The organism is Segeticoccus rhizosphaerae (assembly GCF_005222685.1).
Classification (GTDB): Bacteria; Actinomycetota; Actinomycetes; order Actinomycetales; family Dermatophilaceae; genus Segeticoccus; species Segeticoccus rhizosphaerae.
Genome location: NZ_SWMA01000023.1, coordinates 34,322 through 54,166, shown reverse-complemented (window position 1 = coordinate 54,166; position 19,845 = coordinate 34,322). Strand labels below are relative to the sequence as shown.

The 19,845-nt window shown below is 71.0% G+C and carries 22 protein-coding genes and 4 tRNA genes; 11 read left to right on the top strand and 15 right to left on the bottom strand.

Annotated features, from left to right (window positions below):
• Window positions 1-16: 16 nt before the first annotated feature.
• The 3 genes from rph to FCN22_RS14940 all read left to right on the top strand — a co-directional run bounded on the left by rph (window position 17) and on the right by FCN22_RS14940 (window position 3,030).
• Window positions 17-751: a ribonuclease PH gene (gene rph / locus FCN22_RS14950; RefSeq protein ID WP_137122356.1), complete on the top strand. Its 735-nt coding sequence runs from the start codon at window positions 17-19 to the stop codon at window positions 749-751.
• Window positions 748-1,389, top strand: coding sequence for an RdgB/HAM1 family non-canonical purine NTP pyrophosphatase (rdgB, locus tag FCN22_RS14945; RefSeq protein WP_137122355.1), 642 nt, complete (start codon window positions 748-750; stop codon window positions 1,387-1,389). The genes rph and rdgB overlap by 4 nt, the downstream gene beginning before the upstream one ends.
• Before the next feature lie 90 nt (window positions 1,390-1,479).
• Window positions 1,480-3,030: a molybdopterin-dependent oxidoreductase gene (locus tag FCN22_RS14940; protein WP_137122354.1), complete on the top strand. Its 1,551-nt coding sequence runs from the start codon at window positions 1,480-1,482 to the stop codon at window positions 3,028-3,030.
• Window positions 3,031-3,071: 41 nt separating this feature from the next.
• On the opposite strand, the gene arfB is transcribed toward FCN22_RS14940, so the two are convergent.
• The 3 genes from arfB to bcp all read right to left on the bottom strand — a co-directional run bounded on the left by arfB (window position 3,072) and on the right by bcp (window position 4,236).
• Window positions 3,072-3,554, bottom strand: a complete 483-nt coding sequence (arfB, locus tag FCN22_RS14935; RefSeq protein ID WP_137122353.1) for an alternative ribosome rescue aminoacyl-tRNA hydrolase ArfB — start codon at window positions 3,552-3,554, stop codon at window positions 3,072-3,074.
• 21 nt (window positions 3,555-3,575) lie between these two features.
• A tRNA-Leu gene (locus FCN22_RS14930) sits at window positions 3,576-3,657 on the bottom strand.
• 108 nt (window positions 3,658-3,765) lie between these two features.
• Window positions 3,766-4,236, bottom strand: coding sequence for a thioredoxin-dependent thiol peroxidase (gene bcp / locus FCN22_RS14925; RefSeq protein WP_137122352.1), 471 nt, complete (start codon window positions 4,234-4,236; stop codon window positions 3,766-3,768).
• A 101-nt stretch (window positions 4,237-4,337) separates the two neighbouring features.
• Here bcp and FCN22_RS14920 point away from each other — a divergent pair, with 101 nt between their 5' ends.
• Together FCN22_RS14920 and FCN22_RS14915 are read left to right on the top strand one after the other, a co-directional pair.
• Complete coding sequence (locus tag FCN22_RS14920) at window positions 4,338-4,616, top strand: DUF3618 domain-containing protein (protein ID WP_137122351.1); 279 nt, start codon at window positions 4,338-4,340, stop codon at window positions 4,614-4,616.
• Window positions 4,617-4,653: 37 nt separating this feature from the next.
• Window positions 4,654-4,950: a GroES family chaperonin gene (locus FCN22_RS14915; RefSeq protein WP_137122372.1), complete on the top strand. Its 297-nt coding sequence runs from the start codon at window positions 4,654-4,656 to the stop codon at window positions 4,948-4,950.
• 108 nt (window positions 4,951-5,058) lie between these two features.
• Here the strand turns inward: FCN22_RS14915 and FCN22_RS14910 are convergent, their stop codons facing one another.
• Window positions 5,059-6,246 (bottom strand): glycine C-acetyltransferase, encoded by a 1,188-nt coding sequence (locus tag FCN22_RS14910; protein ID WP_137122350.1) that lies wholly within the window; start codon window positions 6,244-6,246, stop codon window positions 5,059-5,061.
• Window positions 6,247-6,298: 52 nt separating this feature from the next.
• The gene (gene tdh / locus FCN22_RS14905; RefSeq protein ID WP_137122349.1) at window positions 6,299-7,336 is read right to left on the bottom strand and encodes an L-threonine 3-dehydrogenase; all 1,038 of its coding nucleotides are present in this window, start codon (window positions 7,334-7,336) and stop codon (window positions 6,299-6,301) included.
• 239 nt (window positions 7,337-7,575) lie between these two features.
• On the opposite strand from tdh, the gene nagA reads away from it, so the two are divergent.
• On the top strand, window positions 7,576-8,718 hold the full coding sequence (nagA, locus tag FCN22_RS14900; RefSeq protein WP_137122348.1) for an N-acetylglucosamine-6-phosphate deacetylase: 1,143 nt from the start codon (window positions 7,576-7,578) through the stop codon (window positions 8,716-8,718).
• A gap of 285 nt (window positions 8,719-9,003) precedes the next feature.
• Window positions 9,004-9,477, top strand: a complete 474-nt coding sequence (locus FCN22_RS14895; RefSeq protein ID WP_162308225.1) for a pyridoxamine 5'-phosphate oxidase family protein — start codon at window positions 9,004-9,006, stop codon at window positions 9,475-9,477.
• 64 nt (window positions 9,478-9,541) lie between these two features.
• Here FCN22_RS14895 and FCN22_RS14890 read toward each other — a convergent pair.
• From FCN22_RS14890 to orn, 4 genes are all read right to left on the bottom strand, one after another.
• Window positions 9,542-9,614: transfer RNA gene (locus tag FCN22_RS14890), tRNA-Lys, on the bottom strand.
• A 33-nt stretch (window positions 9,615-9,647) separates the two neighbouring features.
• Complete coding sequence (locus tag FCN22_RS14885; RefSeq protein ID WP_162308224.1) at window positions 9,648-10,088, bottom strand: copper resistance CopC family protein; 441 nt, start codon at window positions 10,086-10,088, stop codon at window positions 9,648-9,650.
• A gap of 90 nt (window positions 10,089-10,178) precedes the next feature.
• A tRNA-His gene (locus FCN22_RS14880) sits at window positions 10,179-10,254 on the bottom strand.
• 94 nt (window positions 10,255-10,348) lie between these two features.
• Entirely contained in the window at window positions 10,349-10,984 is a 636-nt protein-coding gene (orn, locus tag FCN22_RS14875; RefSeq protein ID WP_274381604.1) for an oligoribonuclease, read from the bottom strand.
• A gap of 40 nt (window positions 10,985-11,024) precedes the next feature.
• Between orn and FCN22_RS14870 the strand changes: the two genes are divergently transcribed.
• Window positions 11,025-12,197, top strand: coding sequence for a PrsW family intramembrane metalloprotease (locus FCN22_RS14870; RefSeq protein ID WP_162308223.1), 1,173 nt, complete (start codon window positions 11,025-11,027; stop codon window positions 12,195-12,197).
• 22 nt (window positions 12,198-12,219) lie between these two features.
• Here FCN22_RS14870 and FCN22_RS14865 read toward each other — a convergent pair whose 3' ends face one another.
• Window positions 12,220-12,888 carry a FadR/GntR family transcriptional regulator gene (locus FCN22_RS14865; protein WP_137122344.1) on the bottom strand — a complete coding sequence of 223 codons (669 nt, stop codon included), beginning with the start codon at window positions 12,886-12,888 and terminating at the stop codon, window positions 12,220-12,222.
• A 50-nt stretch (window positions 12,889-12,938) separates the two neighbouring features.
• Between FCN22_RS14865 and FCN22_RS14860 the strand changes: the two genes are divergently transcribed.
• The gene (locus FCN22_RS14860) at window positions 12,939-14,213 is read left to right on the top strand and encodes an MFS transporter (RefSeq protein ID WP_162308222.1); all 1,275 of its coding nucleotides are present in this window, start codon (window positions 12,939-12,941) and stop codon (window positions 14,211-14,213) included.
• A 63-nt stretch (window positions 14,214-14,276) separates the two neighbouring features.
• Here the strand turns inward: FCN22_RS14860 and FCN22_RS14855 are convergent, their stop codons facing one another.
• Window positions 14,277-15,158 (bottom strand): DMT family transporter, encoded by an 882-nt coding sequence (locus FCN22_RS14855; RefSeq protein ID WP_137122342.1) that lies wholly within the window; start codon window positions 15,156-15,158, stop codon window positions 14,277-14,279.
• Window positions 15,136-16,047: a DMT family transporter gene (locus FCN22_RS14850; protein ID WP_137122341.1), complete on the bottom strand. Its 912-nt coding sequence runs from the start codon at window positions 16,045-16,047 to the stop codon at window positions 15,136-15,138. The genes FCN22_RS14855 and FCN22_RS14850 overlap by 23 nt, the downstream gene beginning before the upstream one ends.
• A gap of 244 nt (window positions 16,048-16,291) precedes the next feature.
• Here FCN22_RS14850 and FCN22_RS14845 point away from each other — a divergent pair.
• A tRNA-Arg gene (locus tag FCN22_RS14845) sits at window positions 16,292-16,368 on the top strand.
• A gap of 52 nt (window positions 16,369-16,420) precedes the next feature.
• On the opposite strand, the gene FCN22_RS14840 is transcribed toward FCN22_RS14845, so the two are convergent.
• The 3 genes from FCN22_RS14840 to FCN22_RS14830 all read right to left on the bottom strand — a co-directional run bounded on the left by FCN22_RS14840 (window position 16,421) and on the right by FCN22_RS14830 (window position 18,090).
• Window positions 16,421-16,762 (bottom strand): carboxymuconolactone decarboxylase family protein, encoded by a 342-nt coding sequence (locus FCN22_RS14840; RefSeq protein WP_137122340.1) that lies wholly within the window; start codon window positions 16,760-16,762, stop codon window positions 16,421-16,423.
• On the bottom strand, window positions 16,762-17,241 hold the full coding sequence (locus FCN22_RS14835; protein WP_137122339.1) for a carboxymuconolactone decarboxylase family protein: 480 nt from the start codon (window positions 17,239-17,241) through the stop codon (window positions 16,762-16,764). Before FCN22_RS14835 ends, FCN22_RS14840 begins: the two co-directional genes overlap by 1 nt.
• Before the next feature lie 114 nt (window positions 17,242-17,355).
• Window positions 17,356-18,090: a TetR/AcrR family transcriptional regulator gene (locus FCN22_RS14830; protein ID WP_202911598.1), complete on the bottom strand. Its 735-nt coding sequence runs from the start codon at window positions 18,088-18,090 to the stop codon at window positions 17,356-17,358.
• A gap of 124 nt (window positions 18,091-18,214) precedes the next feature.
• Here FCN22_RS14830 and FCN22_RS14825 point away from each other — a divergent pair, with 124 nt between their 5' ends.
• Window positions 18,215-19,771: an MFS transporter gene (locus tag FCN22_RS14825; RefSeq protein ID WP_137122338.1), complete on the top strand. Its 1,557-nt coding sequence runs from the start codon at window positions 18,215-18,217 to the stop codon at window positions 19,769-19,771.
• The last annotated feature ends 74 nt before the right edge of the window (window positions 19,772-19,845 follow it).

The following is a 19,845-nucleotide window of genomic DNA, read 5'->3' as shown; positions in this document are numbered from 1 at the left end:
CCCTAACCTTGGACGCATGACTCGACACGACGGCCGCGCGGCCGACCAGCTCCGCGACATCCGCATCACCCGCAACTGGCTCGACCACGCCGAGGGGAGCGTGCTCGTGGAGTTCGGTCGCACCCGTGTGCTGTGTGCCGCCTCGTTCACCGAGGGTGTGCCGCGTTGGCGCAAGGGCAGTGGCCAGGGATGGGTGACCGCGGAGTACGCCATGCTGCCCCGCGCCACCAACACCCGATCGGACCGCGAGTCGGTCAAGGGCCGGATCGGCGGCCGCACGCACGAGATCTCCCGGCTCGTCGGGAGGAGCCTGCGCGCGGTCATCGACACCAAGGCACTGGGGGAGAACACGATCGTGCTCGACTGCGACGTGCTGCAGGCCGATGGTGGCACGCGCACCGCCGCCATCACCGGGGCCTATGTCGCCCTCGCCGACGCGATCGAGACCGGGCGCGCCAACGGCGCGATCTCCCAGGCCGCGCAACCGCTGACCGGATCGGTGGCCGCCGTCAGCGTCGGGGTGGTCGCCGGGACGCCGGTGCTCGACCTGGACTACCCCGAGGACTCCACCGCCGACACCGACATGAATGTCGTCATGACCGGCGACGGCAGGTTCGTCGAGGTGCAGGGCACCGCCGAGGCGGAGCCCTTCGATCGCGAGGCCCTGGGCGCGCTGCTCGACCTCGCGGCGACCGGCTGTGCCCGGCTCACGCAGCTGCAGCAGGCATCGCTCGGCGAGGGGCGGTCGTGACCCGCGTCGTCCTGGCGACCCGCAACGCGCACAAGGTCGAGGAGCTCGACGCGATCCTGCGCGACCTCGTCGGGGAGCTCGGTCTCGAGGTGGTGGGCGTGACCGCCTTCCCCGACGTGGAGGACGTCGTCGAGTCGGGCGTCACCTTCGCCGAGAACGCCACCCTCAAGGCCGTGGCCGTGGCCCGGGAGACCGGCCTGCCGGCGATCGCCGACGACTCCGGCCTGGCCGTGGACGTGCTCGGCGGTTGCCCAGGGGTCTTCAGCGCGCGGTGGTCGGGCACCTCCGGCGCGGACAAGGACCGCCGCAACAACGAGCTGCTGCTCGCGCAGCTGTCGGACGTGCCGGACGAGCACCGGGCGGCCGGGTTCGTCTGCGCTGCCGCGCTGGCGCTCCCGGACGGCAGCGTGCGCGTGCGCGAGGGCCGGATCCCGGGCCGCCTCGGCCGCGAACCCCGTGGGTCGGGAGGCTTCGGTTACGACCCCTTGCTGATCGTGGACGGCGGTGACCGCACCCTGGCCGAGTTCTCGCCGGAGGAGAAGAACGCGGTCTCCCACCGCGGCAACGCCTTCCGTGCGCTCGCCGAGGACCTGCGCGAACTGTTCGGCGCAGATGCCTCCCGAGAAGGCGGTCGATGAGGGGTCCTCGGCCTCCTGCCGTCGGCTCGACAGTGTGGGTGCGCGCGGCGGCCTGTTCCCGGACGAGCTGGAGCGTGGGATCCTGAGGGGGTGAAGCGCTCCTGGGCACCTGCGCTCGCTGGCGTGGTCGCGGGCGTGGTCACGGTCGGTGCCGCCACCTTGCTGGCGGGGGTGCTGTCGAGACTGGCGACGTCGAGCAGCACCGCCTCGCCGGTGGTGGCCGTCGGCGGCGCGTTCGTGGACCGGACTCCGCCCTGGCTGAAGGACTTCGCCGTCAACGCCTTCGGCACCCGCGACAAGCTGGCCCTCTTCGTCGGCATGGGTCTGGTGCTCGCGATCCTCTGCGCCCTGATCGGATGGTGGGGCGCGCGACGACCGGTCGCGGGACTGGTCGCCTTCGCCCTGCTCGGTGCGGTCGGCGCCGCAGCCGTGCTCAGTCGGCCCGGCTCGGCCGGTGGCGACGTCATCCCGACCGTCGTGGGGACGCTGCTCGGCCTCTGGACACTCAGCACGCTCTGGGGCCGAGCGGGGACGCGCGCCGACGTGGTCTCCCGTGGCGGCGCCGGGCAGTCGCTGCTCGACCGCCGGGGGTTCCTCGCGATGGGAGGTGTGCTGGCGGCGCTGGGCGTGGTGGCGACAGCCGCCGGCCAGCGGTTCGGCGGACGCACCCAGCAGGTCCTCGCCGCCAGGGAGAAGCTCCGCGTCCCGCGCGTCGCACACCCGGTCAGGGTGCCGTCGTCAGCCCAGCTGTCGGTGCCCGGGATCAGTCCGTATGTCGTGTCGGGACAGGACTTCTACCGCATCGACACCGCGCTGGTCGTCCCGCAGGTCGATCCGGCCACGTGGCGGATCCGCGTGCACGGGATGGTGCGCCGGGAGGTCACCCTGACCTGGGACCAGCTGCTCGCCAAGCCGATGCAGCAGCAGCTGACGACCCTCACCTGCGTCTCCAACGAGGTGGGTGGGGACCTGGTCGGCAACGCGGTCTGGACCGGCTGGCCGGTCCGCGAGATCCTGGCCGAAGCCGGGGTCGAGCCAGGCGCGGACATGGTGCTGTCCCGCAGCGAGGACGGGTGGACCGCGGGCACGCCGCTCACCGCGCTCACCGACGACCGCAACGCCCTGCTCGCCGTCGGGATGAACGGTCGGCCGCTGCCGCTCGAGCACGGCTTCCCGGTGCGTCTGGTCGTGCCCGGCCTCTACGGCTACGTCTCGGCCACCAAGTGGGTGGTCGACCTCAAGCTGACGACCTTCGCGCGGGACATGGGCTACTGGACCGACAAGGGCTGGTCGGCCCGTGGCCCGATCAAGACGGCCTCGCGCATCGACGTGCCGCGCAGCGGCGCCACCGTGGACGCCGGCACGGTCGCGGTCGCCGGAGTGGCGTGGGCGCAGCATCGTGGCATCGACAAGGTCGAGGTCCGGGTCGACGACGGACCCTGGCGGCAGGCCAGGCTCGCGGCCGAGCCGTCGATCGACGCCTGGCGCCAGTGGGTCCTGCCCTGGGAGGCCACCCACGGCAGCCACACCCTCTCGGTGCGTGCCACGGACGGCGACGGCAACCTCCAGACCTCGGCGCACGCGATACCGGCGCCCAACGGGGCCAGCGGCTGGCACACCGTCACCGTCACGGTGCGCTGAACCGCAGCTTCACCGATCCCCGCCCGCGCCAGATCGCCCAGTCACTCGTCCGGTCTGACGCGACCGCGGGCAGCCTTGGTCTGGGAGCGGATCCGCTTGGCCTGCAGGCGTCTTCGTTGCGAACTGCGCGTCGGCCTGGTGGCGCGGCGTGCGGGCGGTGGAGGAGCGAGCGCCTCGCGCATCAGCGAGGCGAGCCGTTGCCGCGCAGCGACCCGGTTCTGGTGCTGGGAGCGGTGCTCGCTCGCGATGATCAGGACCACACCATCCGGGAAGCGGTCGCCCAGCCTGACCAGGGCGCGGGCCCGTTGCCGGTCGTCCAGTGCGGTGGACTCGCCCACGGCATACCGCAGCTGCACCTTGGTGTCGCTGGTGTTGACCTTCTGGCCGCCGGGTCCGGAGGACCGGGCGAACTGTTCCTCGAGCTCGGTGGCGGGCAGGACGAGCCCGTGGGGCAGGCCCGGGCCGGCGCGGACGGCCAGGTCGTCTCCCGGCCGGCCCACCGCCGTGCGCTTGGCAGGAATCATGATGTCCACCCTCGTCACCCGTGCGGAAGAAGGGACTCGAACCCTCACGCCCGAAGGCACAGGAACCTAAATCCTGCGTGTCTACCAGTTCCACCACTTCCGCGCGGACCCGATGCTACGCAGGTGCGGCGCCTCGCGTGGTGGGCACCCGGCATACCGGCCTCCATCCTCGCCGCTGTCGGCTCCAAGGCCGTATGGCGGCGGCGTCCGCTCAGGCGTCCAGCTTCAGGGCCTTGCGCAGCGAGGCGACGTGGCCGGTCGCCTTGACGTTGTAGCGGGCGAGCTCCACCGTGCCGTCGGTGCCGACGACGATGGTCGAGCGGATGACGCCGGTGACCTTCTTGCCGTAGAGGGTCTTCTCGCCGAAGGCGCCGTAGGAGTTCATCACGGCCTTGTCCGTGTCGGAGAGCAGGGGATAGGTCAGCCCCTCCTTCTCCTCGAACTTCTTCAGCTTCTCCGGCTTGTCCGGGCTGATGCCCACGACGTCGAAGCCTTCGCTCCGCAGCCGGTCCAGGCTGTCGCGGAAGTCGCACGCCTCCTTGGTGCACCCCGGCGTCATCGCCGCCGGGTAGAAGAAGATGATCAGCCGCCGGCCGGCGTAGTCCGACAGCGACACGGCGCGGCCGTCCTGGTCGTTCAGCGTGAAGGCTGGGGCGGGCTGTCCCGTGTCGAGGCGCGGCATGGTTCCTCCATAGGGTGTGGGGCCGGATGGTGTTCTCGCTGCGTGATGACACCGTCTAGTGTGCGTTATGGTCGCACCAGCCTCTTGAAGGGACCCGAGACATGGCCAAGGACAGTGAGCAGGGCACCAGGTCCGTGAGCGAGATCGAGTCCGACATCGCGGCGGCCCGCCAGCGACTGGCGGGCACGGTGGACGAGCTCGCGTTCCGGGCCCAGCCCAAGGAGATCGCGCGGCGGCAGAAGGAGGCCGCACGGCTCAAGCTCGACGAGGCGACCCGTGCGCCGGACGGCGAGCTGCGCACCGAGCGGATCAGCGCCATCCTCGGGGCCGTCTCCGCAGTGCTGGTCGGGATGGGTCTGTTGCGTCGTCGGCGTGGCTGACTCCCGCGGCACGGCAGGTGAACGCCTGCCGATCCGGATGCTGCACGACCGGGTGCTGGTCTCCCTCGAGGACGAGGCGGGTGAGCGCCGGTCGGGCGGCGGCATCGTCATACCGGCGACCGCGAGCGTCGGCAAGCGCCTGGCGTGGGCGCAGGTGGTGGCCACCGGCCAGAACGTCCGCCAGGTGCAGGTGGGTGACCGCGTGCTCTTCGACCCCGAGGACCGTGGCGAGGTGGAGCTGCACAGCAAGGAATACGTCCTGCTCCGCGAGCGGGACATCCACGCCGTCGCGGCCCCGCGCGTCGACGACGGCCAGACGGGCCTCTACCTCTGAGGGGATGGTTGCCCCAGACCCTCGGCCTGCCCGGGCCCGGCCTTGGCTCGCCGACTCCGTGCGCAGCGCCGCCGGGGATCAGCCCACCGTGGGCAACGACTCCGGAGGTCAGCCGACCTGGGCCCGCGCGGCAGTGAAGGCCTCCACACACCTGCGCACGTCGTCCTCGCTGTGGGCCGCCGACATCTGCACCCGGATGCGGGCCTTCCCGACCGGGACGACGGGGAACGAGAACGCGATCACGTAGACGCCGTGCTCGAGCATGGCGTCGGCGATCGCGGCGGCCTTGCGGGCACCGTCCTCGCCGGCGAACATCACCGGGATGATCGCGTGGGTGCCCGGCAGCAGCTCGAACCCGGCCTCCGTCATGAGCGTGCGGAAGAGCTCGGCGTTGCGCCGCAGTGCTTCTCGGCCCTCGTCCGAGGTGCGTGCCAGCTCGATCGCCTTGATCGAGCCCGCGGCCACGGTCGGGGCGACGGCGTTGGAGAACAGGTAGGGGCGCGAACGCTGGCGCAGCAGGTCGACGATCTCCTGGTGCGCTGCGACGTAGCCGCCCGATGCGCCGCCGAGGGCCTTGCCGAGGGTGCCGGTGAGGATGTCCACCCGGTCCATGACAGCGAAGTGCTCCGGCGTGCCGCGGCCGCCTTCGCCGACGAAGCCGACGGCGTGCGAATCGTCGACAAGCACCATGGCGCCGAATTCGTCGGCCAGGTCACAGATCTCATCCAGCGGTGCGAAGTAGCCGTCCATCGAGAAGACGCCGTCGGTGACGATGAGCTTGCGCCGCGCGTCGGAGGCGGACTCGAGCTGGGCCCGCAGGTCCGCCATGTCGGCGTTCTTGTAGCGGAGCCGGCGGGCCTTGCACAGCCGGATGCCGTCGATCAGCGAGGCGTGGTTGAGCTCGTCGGAGATGACCACGTCGTCGGCGCCGAGCAGCACCTCGAAGACGCCACCGTTGGCGTCGAAGCAGGACGAGTAGAGGATCGTGTCGTCGGTGCCGAGGAAGTCCGAGATCGCGGACTCGAGCTGCTTGTGCAGTTCCTGCGTCCCGCAGATGAAGCGGACGGACGCCATCCCGAAGCCCCAGTCGTCAAGCGCCGCAGCAGCGGCCGCCTTGACGTCGGGGTTGTCGGCGAGACCGAGGTAGTTGTTGGCACAGAAGTTGAGTGCGTCCGCCTTGGCCGTGGTGATGTGCGCCGACTGTGGCGAGGTCAGCCGCCGCTCGTCCTTGAACAGGCCCGCGTCGCGGATCTCCTGCAAAGTGGTGCCGATCTCGTCCTTCACTGATCCATACATCGGTGCCCTTTCGTCGTCGCTCTGGTCGTATGCCGGGTGCGTGCCGAGGTGGTCAGCTCCAGTCGAGGACGACCTTGCCACACTGCCCGGAACGGGCCGCGTCGAATCCGTCCTGCCACTGCTCGGCGGGGAAGCGGTGGGTGATGACCGACGCGACGGCGTCGCGCAGCCGGTCCGAGGTCTGCAGCATCGAGCTCATGGCATACCACGTGTCATACATCTGCCGGCCGTAGATGCCCTTGATGGTGATCATGTGGGTGATGACGCGGCCCCAGTCGATGGGGAAGGGGTCCTTCGGCAGGCCGAGCATGGCGATCCGTCCGCCGTGGTTCATGTTGGCCAGCATCTCCTCGACGGCCGACGGGTTGCCGGACATCTCGAGGCCGATGTCGAAGCCCTCGCGCATGCCGAGCTCACGCTGGGCCTCGGCCACCCGGCGCTCGGCGACGTTGACCACGAGGTCGGCGCCGGCGCCGCGGGCGAGGTCGAGACGGTAGTCGCTGACGTCGGTGACGACGACCTTGCGGGCGCCGACGTGCCGGGCCACGGCCGCGGACATCACCCCGATCGGGCCGGCGCCGGTGACGAGCACGTCCTCGCCGGCGAGGGGAAAGCTCAAGGTGGTGTGGACCGCGTTGCCCAGCGGGTCGAAGACGGCCCCGAGGTCCGGGTCGAGGTCGTCGGGCTGGACCCACACGTTGCTCGCGGGGATCACGACGAAGTCGGCGAAGGCACCGTCCCGGTTGACGCCGACGCTGTTGGTGCGGATGCACAGGTGGCGGCGCCCGGCCCGGCAGTTGCGACAGGTGCCGCAGACCACGTGTCCCTCGCCGGAGGCCTTCTGGCCGACCTGCACCGAGTCGACGTCCGCCGCCACCTCGACGACCTCGCCGAAGAACTCGTGGCCCAGGACCAGTGGCGGGCGCACCGTGGAGGCGGCCCAGTCGTCCCACTGCTCCAGGTGCAGGTCGGTGCCGCACAGGCCCGCCCGAAGTACCCGGATCTTGACCTCGCCGGGGCCCACCTCCGGCTCGGGCCGATCCACCAGCTCCAGGCCGGGGCCGGCCTCGGGCTTCACGAGTGCTCGCATCGGCGCTTCCTCCAGGGACGAGTGGTCGGGTCTATCGGGTCGATCGGAATGCAGGGATCACGCTACCGTCGCGTGCTGCGCCGGCTCAGGTGGCGCGGCCCCGGTCGAAGTGGACGACCGCGCTGTCGGAGGGCCTGGTGGTCACGGATGCCGGTGACGGACCGCGGGCGCCGCTCGGCGAGAATGGCGCCACGCGCCGGGGCGCGGACCGATGGTACGAACCTGCTGGAGGCAGACCGATGACGCTCGCGCTGACCAACGCCCGAATCGTTCTGCCCGAGGGCGTCGTGGACTCGGTTGCGCTGCGGGTCGACGGCGACCGGATCGTCGAGGTGGCCGACCGTCCGGCACTGGGCGACACGGCATTGGACCTCGGCGGCCGGTGGCTCGTCCCGGGGTTCGTCGACACCCATGTCCACGGTGGTGGCGGCGAGAGCTTCCAGTCCGGTGAGGCCGAAGCGGTCCGCCGGGCCGTGGCCCACCACCGGTTGCGGGGGAGCACCACGGTGGTCGCGAGCCTGGTGTCCCGCCCCGTTGGCGAGATGGTCGAATCTGTCGCTCGGCTGCGCGAACTCGTGACCGACGGTGTCGTCGCCGGTGTGCACCTCGAGGGACCGTTCCTGTCCGAGGGCCGCTGTGGTGCCCATGACCCGGCGCTGCTGCGTGACCCGGACCCCGAGCTGGTGCGGCAGCTGCTCGACGCGGGGCGGGGCGCAGTGCGGATGGTGACGATCGCGCCTGAGCGCGCAGGTGGGATCGCTGCGGTCCGCGCCGTCATCGCAGCCGGCGCGGTGGCAGCTGTCGGCCACACCGACGCGACGTATGCCGTGACGCGCGAAGCAATCGGTGCGGGCGCCACCGTCGCCACGCACCTGTTCAACGGAATGGCTCCCTTGCACCATCGGGAACCGGGCCCGGTCCTTGCCCTGCTCGACGATGAGCGGGTGACCGTCGAGCTGATCCACGACCACGAGCACCTGAATCCCGCAGTCGTGCGGCATGTCTTCGCCGTGGCGGGTGGCCGCACCTCCCTGGTCAGCGACGCCATCTCCGCGGCAGGTCTCAGCGACGGCGACTACCTGCTCGGAGGCCTCGGCGTCGTGGTCCGTGACGGAGCCGCGCGGCTCGCCGAGGGTGGCGTGCTCGCCGGCAGTACGGTCGATGTGCACCGGGCGTTCGTCAATGCCGTGCGTGACGGCATCGCCATTGCGGACGCGGTCGCCTCGGCCGCGTCCACGCCCGCACGCGCACTCGGACTGGACCACGTCGGCTGTCTCACGCCGGGATTCGCAGCCGACGTGCTCGTTCTCGATGACGACCTCGAGATCGTGGCGGTGATGAAGGACGGCGGCTGGTTGGGGGACGCCCCGCAGCGCTTCTAGGCCGGCACAGGGAGGAAGAGCCTCCGGATCGGTGATCCCGCTCGCGGGTGGCGGAGGCCCCGGCCACCGGGCTCGGCGCGCTGGAGGCGGAGACTTTTCCCCTTAGGGGACGCGACCGGTGAGCCTCCGCTGCTGACACGGTCCCGAGGGAGCGGGCGGTGGCACCCCAGGATTCGACCATCCGGGACTTTGGGCCCTGACCACCCCGTGGCCGTGGGGAGATGGTGGGTCTGAGGCATCAGGAGCCCATCCCTTCGGTGGTTCCGTCCAATGAAGGAGCAGGTCATGACAACCTACGGCGACTCACAGGTTCCGTCGCTCGGGACGGACCATCGCGGTTCAACCGTGTTGTCGTTCGACGAATGCTTGCGACGTCTCCGCGAGGTTCCCGTCGGCCGGCTTGGACTTCGTAGCGGCGGTGACATCGTGATGCTGCCGGTCAACCACTTCGTCAGCGGGACGACCGTCTCCTTCCGTACGGACTGGGGCTCCAAGCTCGAGGCCCTTCCGAACGGAGCTCCGGTGTCCTTCGAAGCGGATGACTTCGACGAAGCGTCCCGGACCGGGTGGAGCGTGCTGGTGAAGGGCGTCGTCGAGTGGATCGAGGATGGCACGGAGTCGGAGGCGCTGGATCGGACGGCGCCTGTCAGTTGGCTTCCAGCAACCGCAGACGCGGTCTGGGTCAGGATCTGGCCGGAAGAGGTGACCGGCCGGGAACTGACGCCACCGTCTCGGGCCGTGACCCCTCCGCTGAGGTGACGTATGAGGCGACCGGCACCGAACGCGGACGGCCAACGCGCAACAGGCGTTCCTCGTGATGGAGTGCGCCGTCAGGGACTCGAACCCCGAACCCGCTGATTAAGAGTCAGCTGCTCTGCCAATTGAGCTAACGGCGCGCGAGGCGAAACATTAGCAGGATCGGGCCCCGGTTAAGAAATCGAGGGGTGTGCGCGAACCGTGGATGTCGGGAGCAGGCTGCAGGTGGATCGTCCGGACGCCGCCTGCCCGCCGCCGACGACGCGGTAGGTGACGGTGTAGGTGCCGCCGCCCAGGTGGCGCCGCAGCGGGAGCACGACCCGGCGGCCCTCGACGGACGCCGACCCGCTTGCGACACCTGCCCCCGTGCTGTCGGTCACGGTCACGACCGTCGCGGACGCGACCACGTCCTCGTTGAAGATCAGCACGGCGGTCTGCGGCTCTGCCGTGAGCACAGCACCGGCCGCGGGGGTGAGGCGCACTAGCCGAGGGTGGGCCGAGGCGGACTCGGCCGAGTAGACCATCACCGCCGCGACAGCGAGCAGCACGAGTGCGGCGAACCGGAGCGCGGTGCGGGTGGTGTCCAGGGGCAGGGGGCGAAGGTCCGCAGACATGACCATGAGTGTCCCGATCGCGGATGTGAGGACGCTGAGAGCGGCCCGCGGGCGACGAAGGGGCCCGGTGCTCCCGGGCCCCTCGTTGAGTGGGGTGAGTGACGGGACTTGAACCCGCGACATCCGCGACCACAACGCGGCGCTCTACCAGCTGAGCTACACCCACCATGAATGACGCGCCCCGGCCGGGATGGCCTGCGCGGGACGCGGTCAGCGGCGACCATGCTACCCGGTCGCGGGCCGTGGACCGAACCGGGGCGTCAGGCCTCCACCGGGCCGATCTCGTGACGGTCGCGGATCACCTTGGCGGTGTCGGAGTCCGGGCCCGGCGGCGGCACGAAGACGGCCTCCCGGTAGTAGCGCAGCTCGGCGATGCTCTCCCGGATGTCGGCCAGGGCTCGGTGCCCGCCGGCCTTGCGCGGGGCGGCGAAGTAGGCGCGGGGATACCAGCGCCGGGCCAACTCCTTGATCGAGGAGACGTCGATGATCCGGTAGTGCAGGTAGGACTCGAGCTCGGGCATGTCCCTGGCCAGGAAGCCCCGGTCGGTACCGACGGTGTTGCCGCCGAGCACCGCCTTGCCCGGCTCGGTGACCCACTCGCGGACGTAGTCGAGCACCTGCGCCTCCGCGTCGGCCATGGAGATGCCCTGCTCGAGCTCGGCCAGCAGGCCGCTGTTCGTGTGCATCTCACGGACGAAGTCACCCATCTGCTCGAGGGCCTCGGCGGGCGGCTTGATGATCAGGTCCACGCCGTCGCCGAGCTGGACCAGCTCGTAGTCGGTCACCAGCGCCGCCACCTCGATGAGGGCGTCGGCGCCCAGGTCCAGCCCGGTCATCTCGCAGTCGATCCAGACGATCCGGTCGGTCAGTGCTCGCTCGTTCACGGTCTCAGCCACGGCAGCCACCTTAGAGCCACGTCGGCTACTCTGCGGCCCCATGACCTGGTCTGCGCCCGAAGGGCAGGCTCCTGGCCCATCCGCGGGACCGGCCGGCGCACTGACCCGCGGGCGCAGCCAGGTGCTGCGGACCTGGCTGCGCGTGTCGCTCACCGTGATCGGTTTCGGCGTGTGCGCCGCGGTGCTGGTCGCCGCGATCGGTCACGAGGCCGGTGTGACGGCCACCCTTGTCGGCCTGGTTCTCGCGGTGCTGCCGCTCGGTGTGGTCGTGCCGGCGTTCCTCTGGCTCGACCGGTTCGAGCCCGAACCTCCGCGACTGCTGCTGCTGACCTTCCTGTGGGGCGCGCTGGTCGCCAGCACGGTGGCCCTCGTCGTCAACACCTCGACCATGATGCTGCTCTCGCGGGCGGGAGCGGACGCCATGACGATCGGGGCGATCGCGGTCGCGCCGGTGGTCGAGGAAGTCCTCAAGGCCTCCGCGCTCGTGGTCATCCTCCTCCTGCGGCGGCGCGAGGTGGACAGCGTCGTCGACGGCATCGTCTATGCCGGCATCGCGGCCGCCGGCTTCGCCTTCGCGGAGAACATCCTCTACCTCGCTCGTGCCTTCCACGACTACGGCGGCGATGGGCTGGTCTTCACCTTCCTGCTGCGCGGCGTCATGGGGCCCTTCGCCCATCCGCTGTTCACCTGCTGCACCGGCCTGGCCGTCGGCATCGCGGTCACGACACACCGGAAGGTCCTGCGCGTGCTGGTGCCGGCGGCCGGGCTGATCATCGCCATCGCCCTGCACAGCTTCTGGAACCTCACCGCGGCAGCAGGCGCCTCCGGCTACGTGCTCCTGTATGCCGTGCTGCAGGTGCCGGTCTTCCTCGCCTTCGTGACCGCGGCCATCTTGATCCGCCGGCACGAGGGCCGGGTCATCGGGCGACACCTCGTGCCGTATGCCGATCGCGGCTGGCTGAGCCCGGGAGAGGTCACCATGCTGGCGTCGATGCGCGAGCGGCGCCGAGCGCGCACCTGGGCACGGCTGGGGGGAGGCCGGACGGCGCTCACGGCGATGGAGGCCTTCCAGGACACCGCGAGCGAGCTCGCCCTGCTGCGGCGGAGGATCAACCGAGGGAAGGTCGACGCGTCCATGCTCGCGACCGAGCGTCTCCTGCTGGACCGGCTGATGGCGGGCCGCACCGCCTTCCTGGGGCACACGCCATACTGAGTGCCCGAGCGAGTCGCCGCCGCTACCACCGCAACCGGTCGTCGAGGTGGGCTCCCGCGGCGCGCACCGCGGCGTCGGCGTCACGGGCCGTGAGGGCGGTGACGATCGGTCGGTGGTCGACCCACTCCGCCTGGGCGAGGTCGGGCCCGCTCCACCTCGCGAGGGACTCCTCCACGGCTCCCGCCACGTCGTTGTAGAGCTGCACCAGAAGCGGGTTGTGACTCGCGGCCACGAGCAGCGCGTGGAAGGCCGCGTCGTCGGCCGCCCAGCCCGCGGCGTCGTTGCGGTCCCAGGCCGCGTCGCGGCGTTCGAGCGCCTTGGACAGGCGGGTCAGGTCGGCGCGGGTCCGACGCTGTGTGGCGAGTCGTGCCGCTTCGACCTCCAGGGCCCGTCGCACCTCGGTGACGTGACGCACCTCCGAGTCCGCGAGCAGCCGCCGCACCGGGCCGGACACGCTGCTGGTGGAGACCACGAAGGTGCCGGCGCCGTGCCGGACGTCGAGGACCCCCAGGTGGGCCAGCGCCCGCACCGCCTCTCGGACCGTGTTGCGCCCCACGCCGAGCGCAGCAGCGAGGTCGGCCTCCGCAGGGATGCGCTCGCCGACCTCCCACTCGCCGGACTCGATCAGCCTGCTGAGCTGCTCGATGGTCTGCCCGACCAGGCCGTGACGCTGGGTGGTCTCGAGCGGCATCGGTGTTCCTCCAGACATCCGGTCATCCCATGTCTTGCTACCCTACGTCAGTGCCCGTCCCGACCCCGTTGCCTCGTCGCCGTGTCGCCGCCCGGCCGCGGAAATTGGCCTGGGCCCTGGTCATGACCGTGCTGGTCGCCCTCAACCTGCGCGCCGCGGTCACCAGCCTCGGGCCCGTGCTCCCTCGTGCCAGGACTGAGCTCGGCCTCGGGGCCTCGGCAGCCAGTTTCGCGACGGCCGCCCCGGTGCTCTGTTTTGGCCTCTTCGCCCTCGTCAGCCCCTGGCTCGCCAAACGGCTCGGGCTCGACCGGGCCATGGCGCTGGCGGTGCTTGTCTTGGTGGCCGGCCTGTTCGGTCGTCCGGTGGCCGGCGAAGCGGCACTGCTGGTGGGCACGGTGCTGTGCTGCATCGGTATCGCGGTCGCGAACGTGCTGCTGCCTGCCGTGGTCAAGGAACGGGCCCCGAACCGCATCGGCTTGGTCACGGGCGCCTACACCGCCGCGCTGGCCGGCGGGTCCGCCCTGGCTGCTGCGGTCTCGGCGCCCTTGGCCGACAGCTTCGGCGTGCGCATGTCGCTGTGGGCCTGGACGGCGCCCGCCCTGGTGGCCCTGGTGGTCTGGGTCCCGCACCTGTGGGCCCGGCAGGGGCCCGACGTTACTCCCTCCAGGGCGCGGTCGGACATCCCGGAAGCCGGCACGGCGTCGGTCTGGCGCAGCCCGGTCGGCTGGGCCCTGGCCGGCCTGTTCGGCGCGCAGGCCACCACGGCATACGTGACGATGGGCTGGCTCCCCACGTTGCTGCAGCACCGCGGGATCGGCGAGACCCAGGCGGGGCTGCTGCTCGCCGCGTCCATCCTGGTCAGTGTCCCGGTCTCGGCCGTGGTGCCGACGATGGCGGCGCGGCGCTATTCCCAGGTGGGCCTGATCACCGTACTCACGATGAGCGCCTTCCTGGGCCTGACAGGCCTCACCTTCGCTCCGACGTGGGCCTCCTGGGCGTTTGCCGCCGCACTGGGGATCGGCAACGGCGTCTTCCCGCTGACGCTCACCCTGTTCAACATCCGCGGCCGCAGTCCTTCGGAGACCCAGTCGCTGTCGGCGATGGGGCAGGGCGTCGGCTACCTGCTCGCCGCGGCGGGTCCGTTCGCCTTCGGCGTGGTCGGTTCGATGACCGGCGACTGGCGGTTGCCGATGTTCGGGCTCTTGGTGGTCGTCCTCCTCCAGGTGGCTGCCGGGCTGGTGGCCGGCCGCCCCCGGAGCCGCCCGGCTGCCCCTGGCAACGCAACCGTGGTCCTCGAGGCGGGGGACCGTGCCGGCTCGTGCTGATGAGGCACCTGGCTGGCGGCGAGGATCCGGTTGCGGCGCGCTCGGCGCTGGCCCAGATCAGGGTCAGCTGCGCTGGTGCGGGTCGAGGACGAGCGGACTGCGGGTCAGCAGCACGACGCCCAGGACCATCAGGGCCAGGCCGGCGGCACCGGCGGCGAGCGAACCCGGGTTGGTGCGCAGGCCCTGGCCGAACAACACCGTCGACAACAACAGGCCGGTCACCGGCTCGGCCAAGGTGAGGGCCGGGAGGGACGCGCTGAGATCGGCCGTGCTGAAGGCGTTCTGCGCGAAGGTGAGCCCGATGGCGGCGGCGCCGACCACGCTCCACAGTGGCCAGGAGACGAGCTGGGTGAGGAGTCCCTGCCCGAGCCGGCGGATGAGCTGCTGAGTGAGCACGTCCTGCATACCGAACGTGGCACCGGCGGCCGCCGCCAGCATCAGTGCTCGCACGCGCGCCCGGCGATTGATGGCGAAGGCGACGATGAGACCGACCACTAAGGCGACGGCGCCACCGCCCAGCAGGATCGGCCATGCTCCGACGAGGACCGTGCCCGTCCGGTGCGGCCGATCGAGTCCGAGCAGCAGGGCCAGTCCCGCGATCATGCTGACCGCCCCGATCCAGTCGCCCCGCTGCAGCCGACGACGGCTCCACAGCGCACCGAGGGGCAGGGCGAAGAGCACGTTGGTGGCGAGGAGGGGTTCCACGACGACGAGGCTGCCGAGTCCGAGAGCGGTCGCGCCGAGCAGCTGGCCGCACACCATCGTGGCGATCCCGGCCAGCCACATCGGTCGTCGCAACAGCACCAACAGCAGCCCGGGCCGCAGCGGGGCGCCGCTCGGCACTTCGGCGGCCTGGTGCTGCTGGAGCACGAATCCCAGGGCGAGGAGCATGGCAGCGCCGAGCCCGACCGCGATGACCACCTCAGCCTGCCGATCGTGGGCCATCCGGGCGCCGGTCCTCGCCCAGACCGATGTCCGGTTCCTGCCCCGACGATCCCACCTCGGAGGCGACATCGGAGCGGCTCAAGGTGAAGGTGCCCCAGGCCACCCCGGCGGCCGCGGCGATCTCGAGCACGATCCATCCGCCGCCGCGCACCTGCTCGGCGAACATGGTGACGCCGAGCAGGATGGCCACGACGGGATCCGCGAGGGTGACGCCCGGTTGCACCGCAACCAGGGTCCCGGCCTGCAGGCCCAGCTGCAGCAGAACCATGGCCGCGATCCCCGCCACCGGCACCAGGTAGGTCTCCCACCGGGCGAGGATCGACCAGGTCAACCCCTCGGCGAGGGTGGCGGACATGAACACGGCGGTCAAGGCGAAGCAGACGCCTGATCCGATGCCGAACAGTGCCGCTCCACGGGCGGATCCGACGAGCTGGCCAGCGACGAAGAGCACCACGACCGTCAGAGCGCTGAGACCAGCTCCCAGGGCCCAGCCCAGCCCGCCGACCTTGCCCGGGTGTCCACCACCCGGTTGCAGCGAAAACAGGAACAGGGCCATCCCCGCCGCCATGGCCACGATCGCCGCCCAGTCCCGGCCGCCGAGGCTGCGCCGGAACACCCGCGAGGCGAGCAGCAGCGTGACGGGGAGCTCCAGGGCCATCAGGGGCTGGACGACGGAGACCTCACCCATGGACAGTGCAGCCGCCTGCAGGACGAAGCTGACGACGATGGCACCGATCCCGAGCAGCCATACGGGCTGGCGCAGCAGGTGAAGGAGCGCGGTCGCGCGGCTCTCGTCGGTCCTGGCCTCACGGCGGTTGGCGATCCGCTGCAGCACCGACGACAAGGCGTTGATCGCCGCGGCCAGGACGGCCAGCAGCACGGTCAGCATGAGACCGACCGGCTCGCGTGGGCACACGGCAGTGCCGGCGTTGCCGCCGCACTGCTCCGGATACCCAACGAGTGATCACCGCCTCCGACGACCGGACCGCGTCCGGAAGGTCGTCGATCTCCTCGTGGTTACCCCCGCACGGACCACGAAAACCTCGCACTGCCGTCGACGCCGTGCAGCACCCGGGGCATGACGGTGCTTGGTTAGACTGCTCGGGCCGACGCCGTCGAGGGCGCGGCGACCAGCCCTCGTAGCTCAGCTGGATAGAGCAAGAGCCTTCTAATCTCTAGGTCGCAGGTTCGAGTCCTGCCGGGGGCGCCATCCACAGCACCTTGGCGCGAAATGCTGCCGCCGAGGAGCCGCGGTGATCGACTCAGTGGGTGTGCGGGATCTCGCCGATGGCGCCCAGCATCAGCGTGGAGTGCGCGTAGGCTCCGCCGGCCCGCATCTCGGCGGCGACCCAGACCGCCTCCATGATCTGCTCGGGAGTCGCGCCCTTGGCCTTGGCCAGCTTGCTGTGCCCGGTGATGCAGTAGGGGCACTGCGTCGTGTGCGCGACCGCGACGGCGATCAGCTGCTTGGTCCGTTCGTCCAGCGCGCCCTCGGCGAAGGCCGCCTTGCTGAAGGCGTCCCAGGCCTCGGTGATCTCGGGTGTGAGCTCCCGGCGGCGCTCGGCCACGGCGGGCGTCGCCTTGGGGTAGAGGTCGTCCGCCATCACTTGGCTCCTGCCATGTCGGCGGGCAGGTCGAGGCCATCGAGACTGGCCGGATCGGAGCCGAGTCCGACCGCCAGCCGGTTCCAGCTGTTGATCGCGACGATCGCGAAGGTGAGTGCCGCAACCTCCTCCTGGCTGAACAGCGCAGCCACCGCGTCGTAGGCGGTGTCCGGTGCACCCCGCTCGCTGAGCAGGGTGAGCGTCTCGGCCCACTCCAGGGCGGCCCGTTCTCGCTCGGTGTAGAACGGCGCTTCACGCCAGCCGGCGACGGTGTCCAGCCGCGTCAGGCTCTCCCCGCGCGCACGCGCGTCGCGGTGGTGCATCGCCAGGCAGAACCCGCAGCCGTTGATCTCCGAGACCCTGATCCGGACCAGCTCGGCCAGCGCCGGCTCCAGCGACGTCTTGGCGAGCTCCTGCTCGAGCCGCGTGAGTGCGGCGACCCCCTTGGGAAACTTCTCGGCGTAGTTGACGCGTGTCATCGCGGCTGCCTCTCAGCTGACTCGGTGCGGACCCTCTGGCCCCCGACAACTCCATCCTCCCGCTGAAACTGCTCGCGGGAGAAGTGAAATAGCCCACTCGCCGGGGGCGGTGAGCTATCCGGCGACGCGCTTCTCGATGAGTCGGTCGATGCCGGCGAGGACCGCCTCGAGTCCGAACCGGAACTCGTCCTCGCCGCCGTCGTCGTCCTCGAGCGCTCCGGAGGCGAGTGCCGTCGCCAGGTGGGGAAACCGGTCGGGATCGAGCACCCGACGCGTCCGCGCGGCGTAGCCGAACTCGCCCTGCTTCGCAGCCGGGGTGTCGAAAGCCCCCATCAGCTGGACCTGTCCACGGACGTAGACCTCGGCGAGCAACAGTGACGACAGCTTCTCCTGCTCGCTGAGCCCCGTGCTGTGCAGGGCGGTGAGGCCCTCCTCCAACCAACCAGTCAGGTTGGGTGTCAGCGGCGGCTCGCCGATCGGGATCTGCAGGATCCACGGGTGGCGGACCAGGGCCGCCCGGTTGGCCTCGCACCAGTGGATCAGCCATGGGCGCCACTGCGTGCGCGGCCCACCCGCCGGGGGCGCGCCATACGCCTCGTTGAGCATGGCCAGCACCAGGTCGTCCTTGGAGTCGACGTAGCGGTAGAGCGACATCGTGGTGAAGCCGAGTGCCGTGGCGACCTTGCTCATCGAGAGCGCGGCCAGTCCCTCCTCGTCGGCGATGCGCACCGCCGCCGCACCGATGTCGTGGATGGTCAGCGCGGGTCGTGGCCCACGGCGCTGTCGCTCGTCGATCCCCCACAGCAGGGCCATGCCGCGGGGGAGCAGGTCGTCCTGCGTGCCGTCCATCGTGCCTCCCGGAGCGGGTGTGGAGCTCCACCGTATATGCCGTAGACAGATTCGCGGCACAGTGGTCATACTTCCGTCTACAGCACACACAGTATATGTCGTACGCAGATGAAGGAGACTCCTCATGACCGCCGTGACACCCATGCCATCCCCACCGCCCGGCGCGGGCGCCATCACCAGGGCGGGGCGCCGGGAGTGGATCGCCCTGACCGCGCTGATGCTGCCCCTGCTGCTGGTCTCGATGGACGTGTCGGTGCTCTACTTCGCCGTACCGTTCATCAGCGAGACGCTGGAGCCGACCAGCACCCAGCAGCTGTGGATCTTCGACGTCTACGGCTTCGTCCTGGCCGGCCTGCTCGTCACGATGGGTTCGTTGGGCGACCGCATCGGGCGGCGCCGGCTGCTCCTGATCGGCGCGACCGCCTTCGGCCTCGCCTCCGTCGCCGCCGCGTATGCCCCGAGCGCCGAGGCGCTCATCCTCGCCAGGGCGGTGCTCGGCGTGGCCGGAGCGACCCTGATGCCCTCCACGCTGGCGCTGCTGCGCAACCTCTTCCACGACCCCGGCCAGCGGGCCAGGGCCATTGCGATCTGGACCGCCGTGACGTCGGCCGGCGTGGCGGTCGGCCCGATCCTCAGCGGGATCCTGCTCGAGCACTTCTGGTGGGGCTCGGTCTTCCTCGTCAACACACCGGTGATGGTGATGCTGCTGGTCGTGGCGCCCTTCCTGATCCCCGAGTTCCGGGACCGGGCGGCCGGTCGCTTCGACCTGCTCAGCTCGCTGCTCTCACTCGCGGCCGTGCTGCCCGCCATCTACGGCGTCAAGCAGCTCGCGGCGCACGGGTTCGCGGTGTGGCCGGTCGTGAGCCTGTTGTGCGGGCTCGTGGTGGCGGGGCTCTTCGTGCGCCGGCAGCACGCGGCCACGCACCCGATGTTCGACCTGCGGATCTTCCGGTCGCCCGGCGTCAGCGGTTCCCTGGTGGCCAACCTCACCGCCATGTTCGCTCTGGTCGGCTTCGCCATCTTCACGACGCAGTACCTCCAGTCCGTACTCGGGATGAGTCCCCTGCGGGCCGCGCTGTGGAGCGTCGTGCCCTCCCTCGCCGTCGCGGGCGCGGCGCCGGTCGCGGTGCAGCTCGGCGCGCGGGTCGGGCGCCCCCGGGTGATGAGCGGCGGGTTCGCCGTAGCCGCGGGCGCGTTCGTGGTGCTGAGCCGGGCGCGGGCCGACTCCGGCCTGGTCGTGGTCCTCGTGGGCGCCGGGCTGCTCGCCGTCGGCCTGGTCGCCGTGCTGACCCTCGTCACGGACACGGTGGTCGGCGCCGTCGAGCCGGAGAAGGCGGGTGCGGTCTCCGCTCTCATGGAGACCGCGAGCGAGTTCGGCGGCGCGCTCGGCATGGCGGTGCTCGGCAGCATCGGCGCCGCCGTCTACCGGACCCAGATGGGTGACGCGCTCCCCGCCGGGTTGCCTCCGGGCGCCGCCGACGAGGCGACCCAGACCCTGGCCGGCGCCACCGTCACCGCGGCGCACCTTCCGGGCGGCGCCGGAGACACGGTCCTGGCGGTGGCCCGCGACGCCTTCACCCAGGGCATGTCCGCCGCGGCCCTCGCCGGAGTGCTCCTGATGGCCGCCGCCGCCGTGCTGCTGCCCCGCCTGTTGCGTGGCGTGGGCCACGTTGTGAGGTAAGGCAACCCTATGTCAGACTGCCGGACGGCATACGCCCGTCGCCTCGTCCGAGGCGGACGTCTCGATCTGGTGAG

Bases quoted from the DNA above. Each gene is read 5' to 3' on its own strand.
- FCN22_RS14920 (WP_137122351.1), top strand. From the start codon at position 4,338: ATGGCCAAGGACAGTGAGCAGGGCACCAGGTCCGTGAGCGAGATCGAG.
- FCN22_RS14850 (WP_137122341.1), bottom strand. From the start codon at position 16,047: ATGCTGACCGTGCTGCTGGCCGTCCTGGCCGCGGCGATCAACGCCTTG.
- arfB (WP_137122353.1), bottom strand. From the start codon at position 3,554: ATGATTCCTGCCAAGCGCACGGCGGTGGGCCGGCCGGGAGACGACCTG.
- rph (WP_137122356.1), top strand. From the start codon at position 17: ATGACTCGACACGACGGCCGCGCGGCCGACCAGCTCCGCGACATCCGC.
- nagA (WP_137122348.1), top strand. From the start codon at position 7,576: ATGACGCTCGCGCTGACCAACGCCCGAATCGTTCTGCCCGAGGGCGTC.
- FCN22_RS14855 (WP_137122342.1), bottom strand. From the start codon at position 15,158: ATGGCCCACGATCGGCAGGCTGAGGTGGTCATCGCGGTCGGGCTCGGC.
- FCN22_RS14830 (WP_202911598.1), bottom strand. From the start codon at position 18,090: ATGGACGGCACGCAGGACGACCTGCTCCCCCGCGGCATGGCCCTGCTG.
- FCN22_RS14865 (WP_137122344.1), bottom strand. From the start codon at position 12,888: ATGCCGCTCGAGACCACCCAGCGTCACGGCCTGGTCGGGCAGACCATC.
- bcp (WP_137122352.1), bottom strand. From the start codon at position 4,236: ATGCCGCGCCTCGACACGGGACAGCCCGCCCCAGCCTTCACGCTGAAC.
- FCN22_RS14915 (WP_137122372.1), top strand. From the start codon at position 4,654: ATGCTGCACGACCGGGTGCTGGTCTCCCTCGAGGACGAGGCGGGTGAG.
- FCN22_RS14885 (WP_162308224.1), bottom strand. From the start codon at position 10,088: ATGTCTGCGGACCTTCGCCCCCTGCCCCTGGACACCACCCGCACCGCG.
- FCN22_RS14895 (WP_162308225.1), top strand. From the start codon at position 9,004: ATGACAACCTACGGCGACTCACAGGTTCCGTCGCTCGGGACGGACCAT.
- FCN22_RS14840 (WP_137122340.1), bottom strand. From the start codon at position 16,762: ATGGCGGACGACCTCTACCCCAAGGCGACGCCCGCCGTGGCCGAGCGC.
- FCN22_RS14910 (WP_137122350.1), bottom strand. From the start codon at position 6,246: ATGTATGGATCAGTGAAGGACGAGATCGGCACCACTTTGCAGGAGATC.
- FCN22_RS14825 (WP_137122338.1), top strand. From the start codon at position 18,215: ATGACCGCCGTGACACCCATGCCATCCCCACCGCCCGGCGCGGGCGCC.
- FCN22_RS14870 (WP_162308223.1), top strand. From the start codon at position 11,025: ATGACCTGGTCTGCGCCCGAAGGGCAGGCTCCTGGCCCATCCGCGGGA.
- FCN22_RS14835 (WP_137122339.1), bottom strand. From the start codon at position 17,241: ATGACACGCGTCAACTACGCCGAGAAGTTTCCCAAGGGGGTCGCCGCA.
- tdh (WP_137122349.1), bottom strand. From the start codon at position 7,336: ATGCGAGCACTCGTGAAGCCCGAGGCCGGCCCCGGCCTGGAGCTGGTG.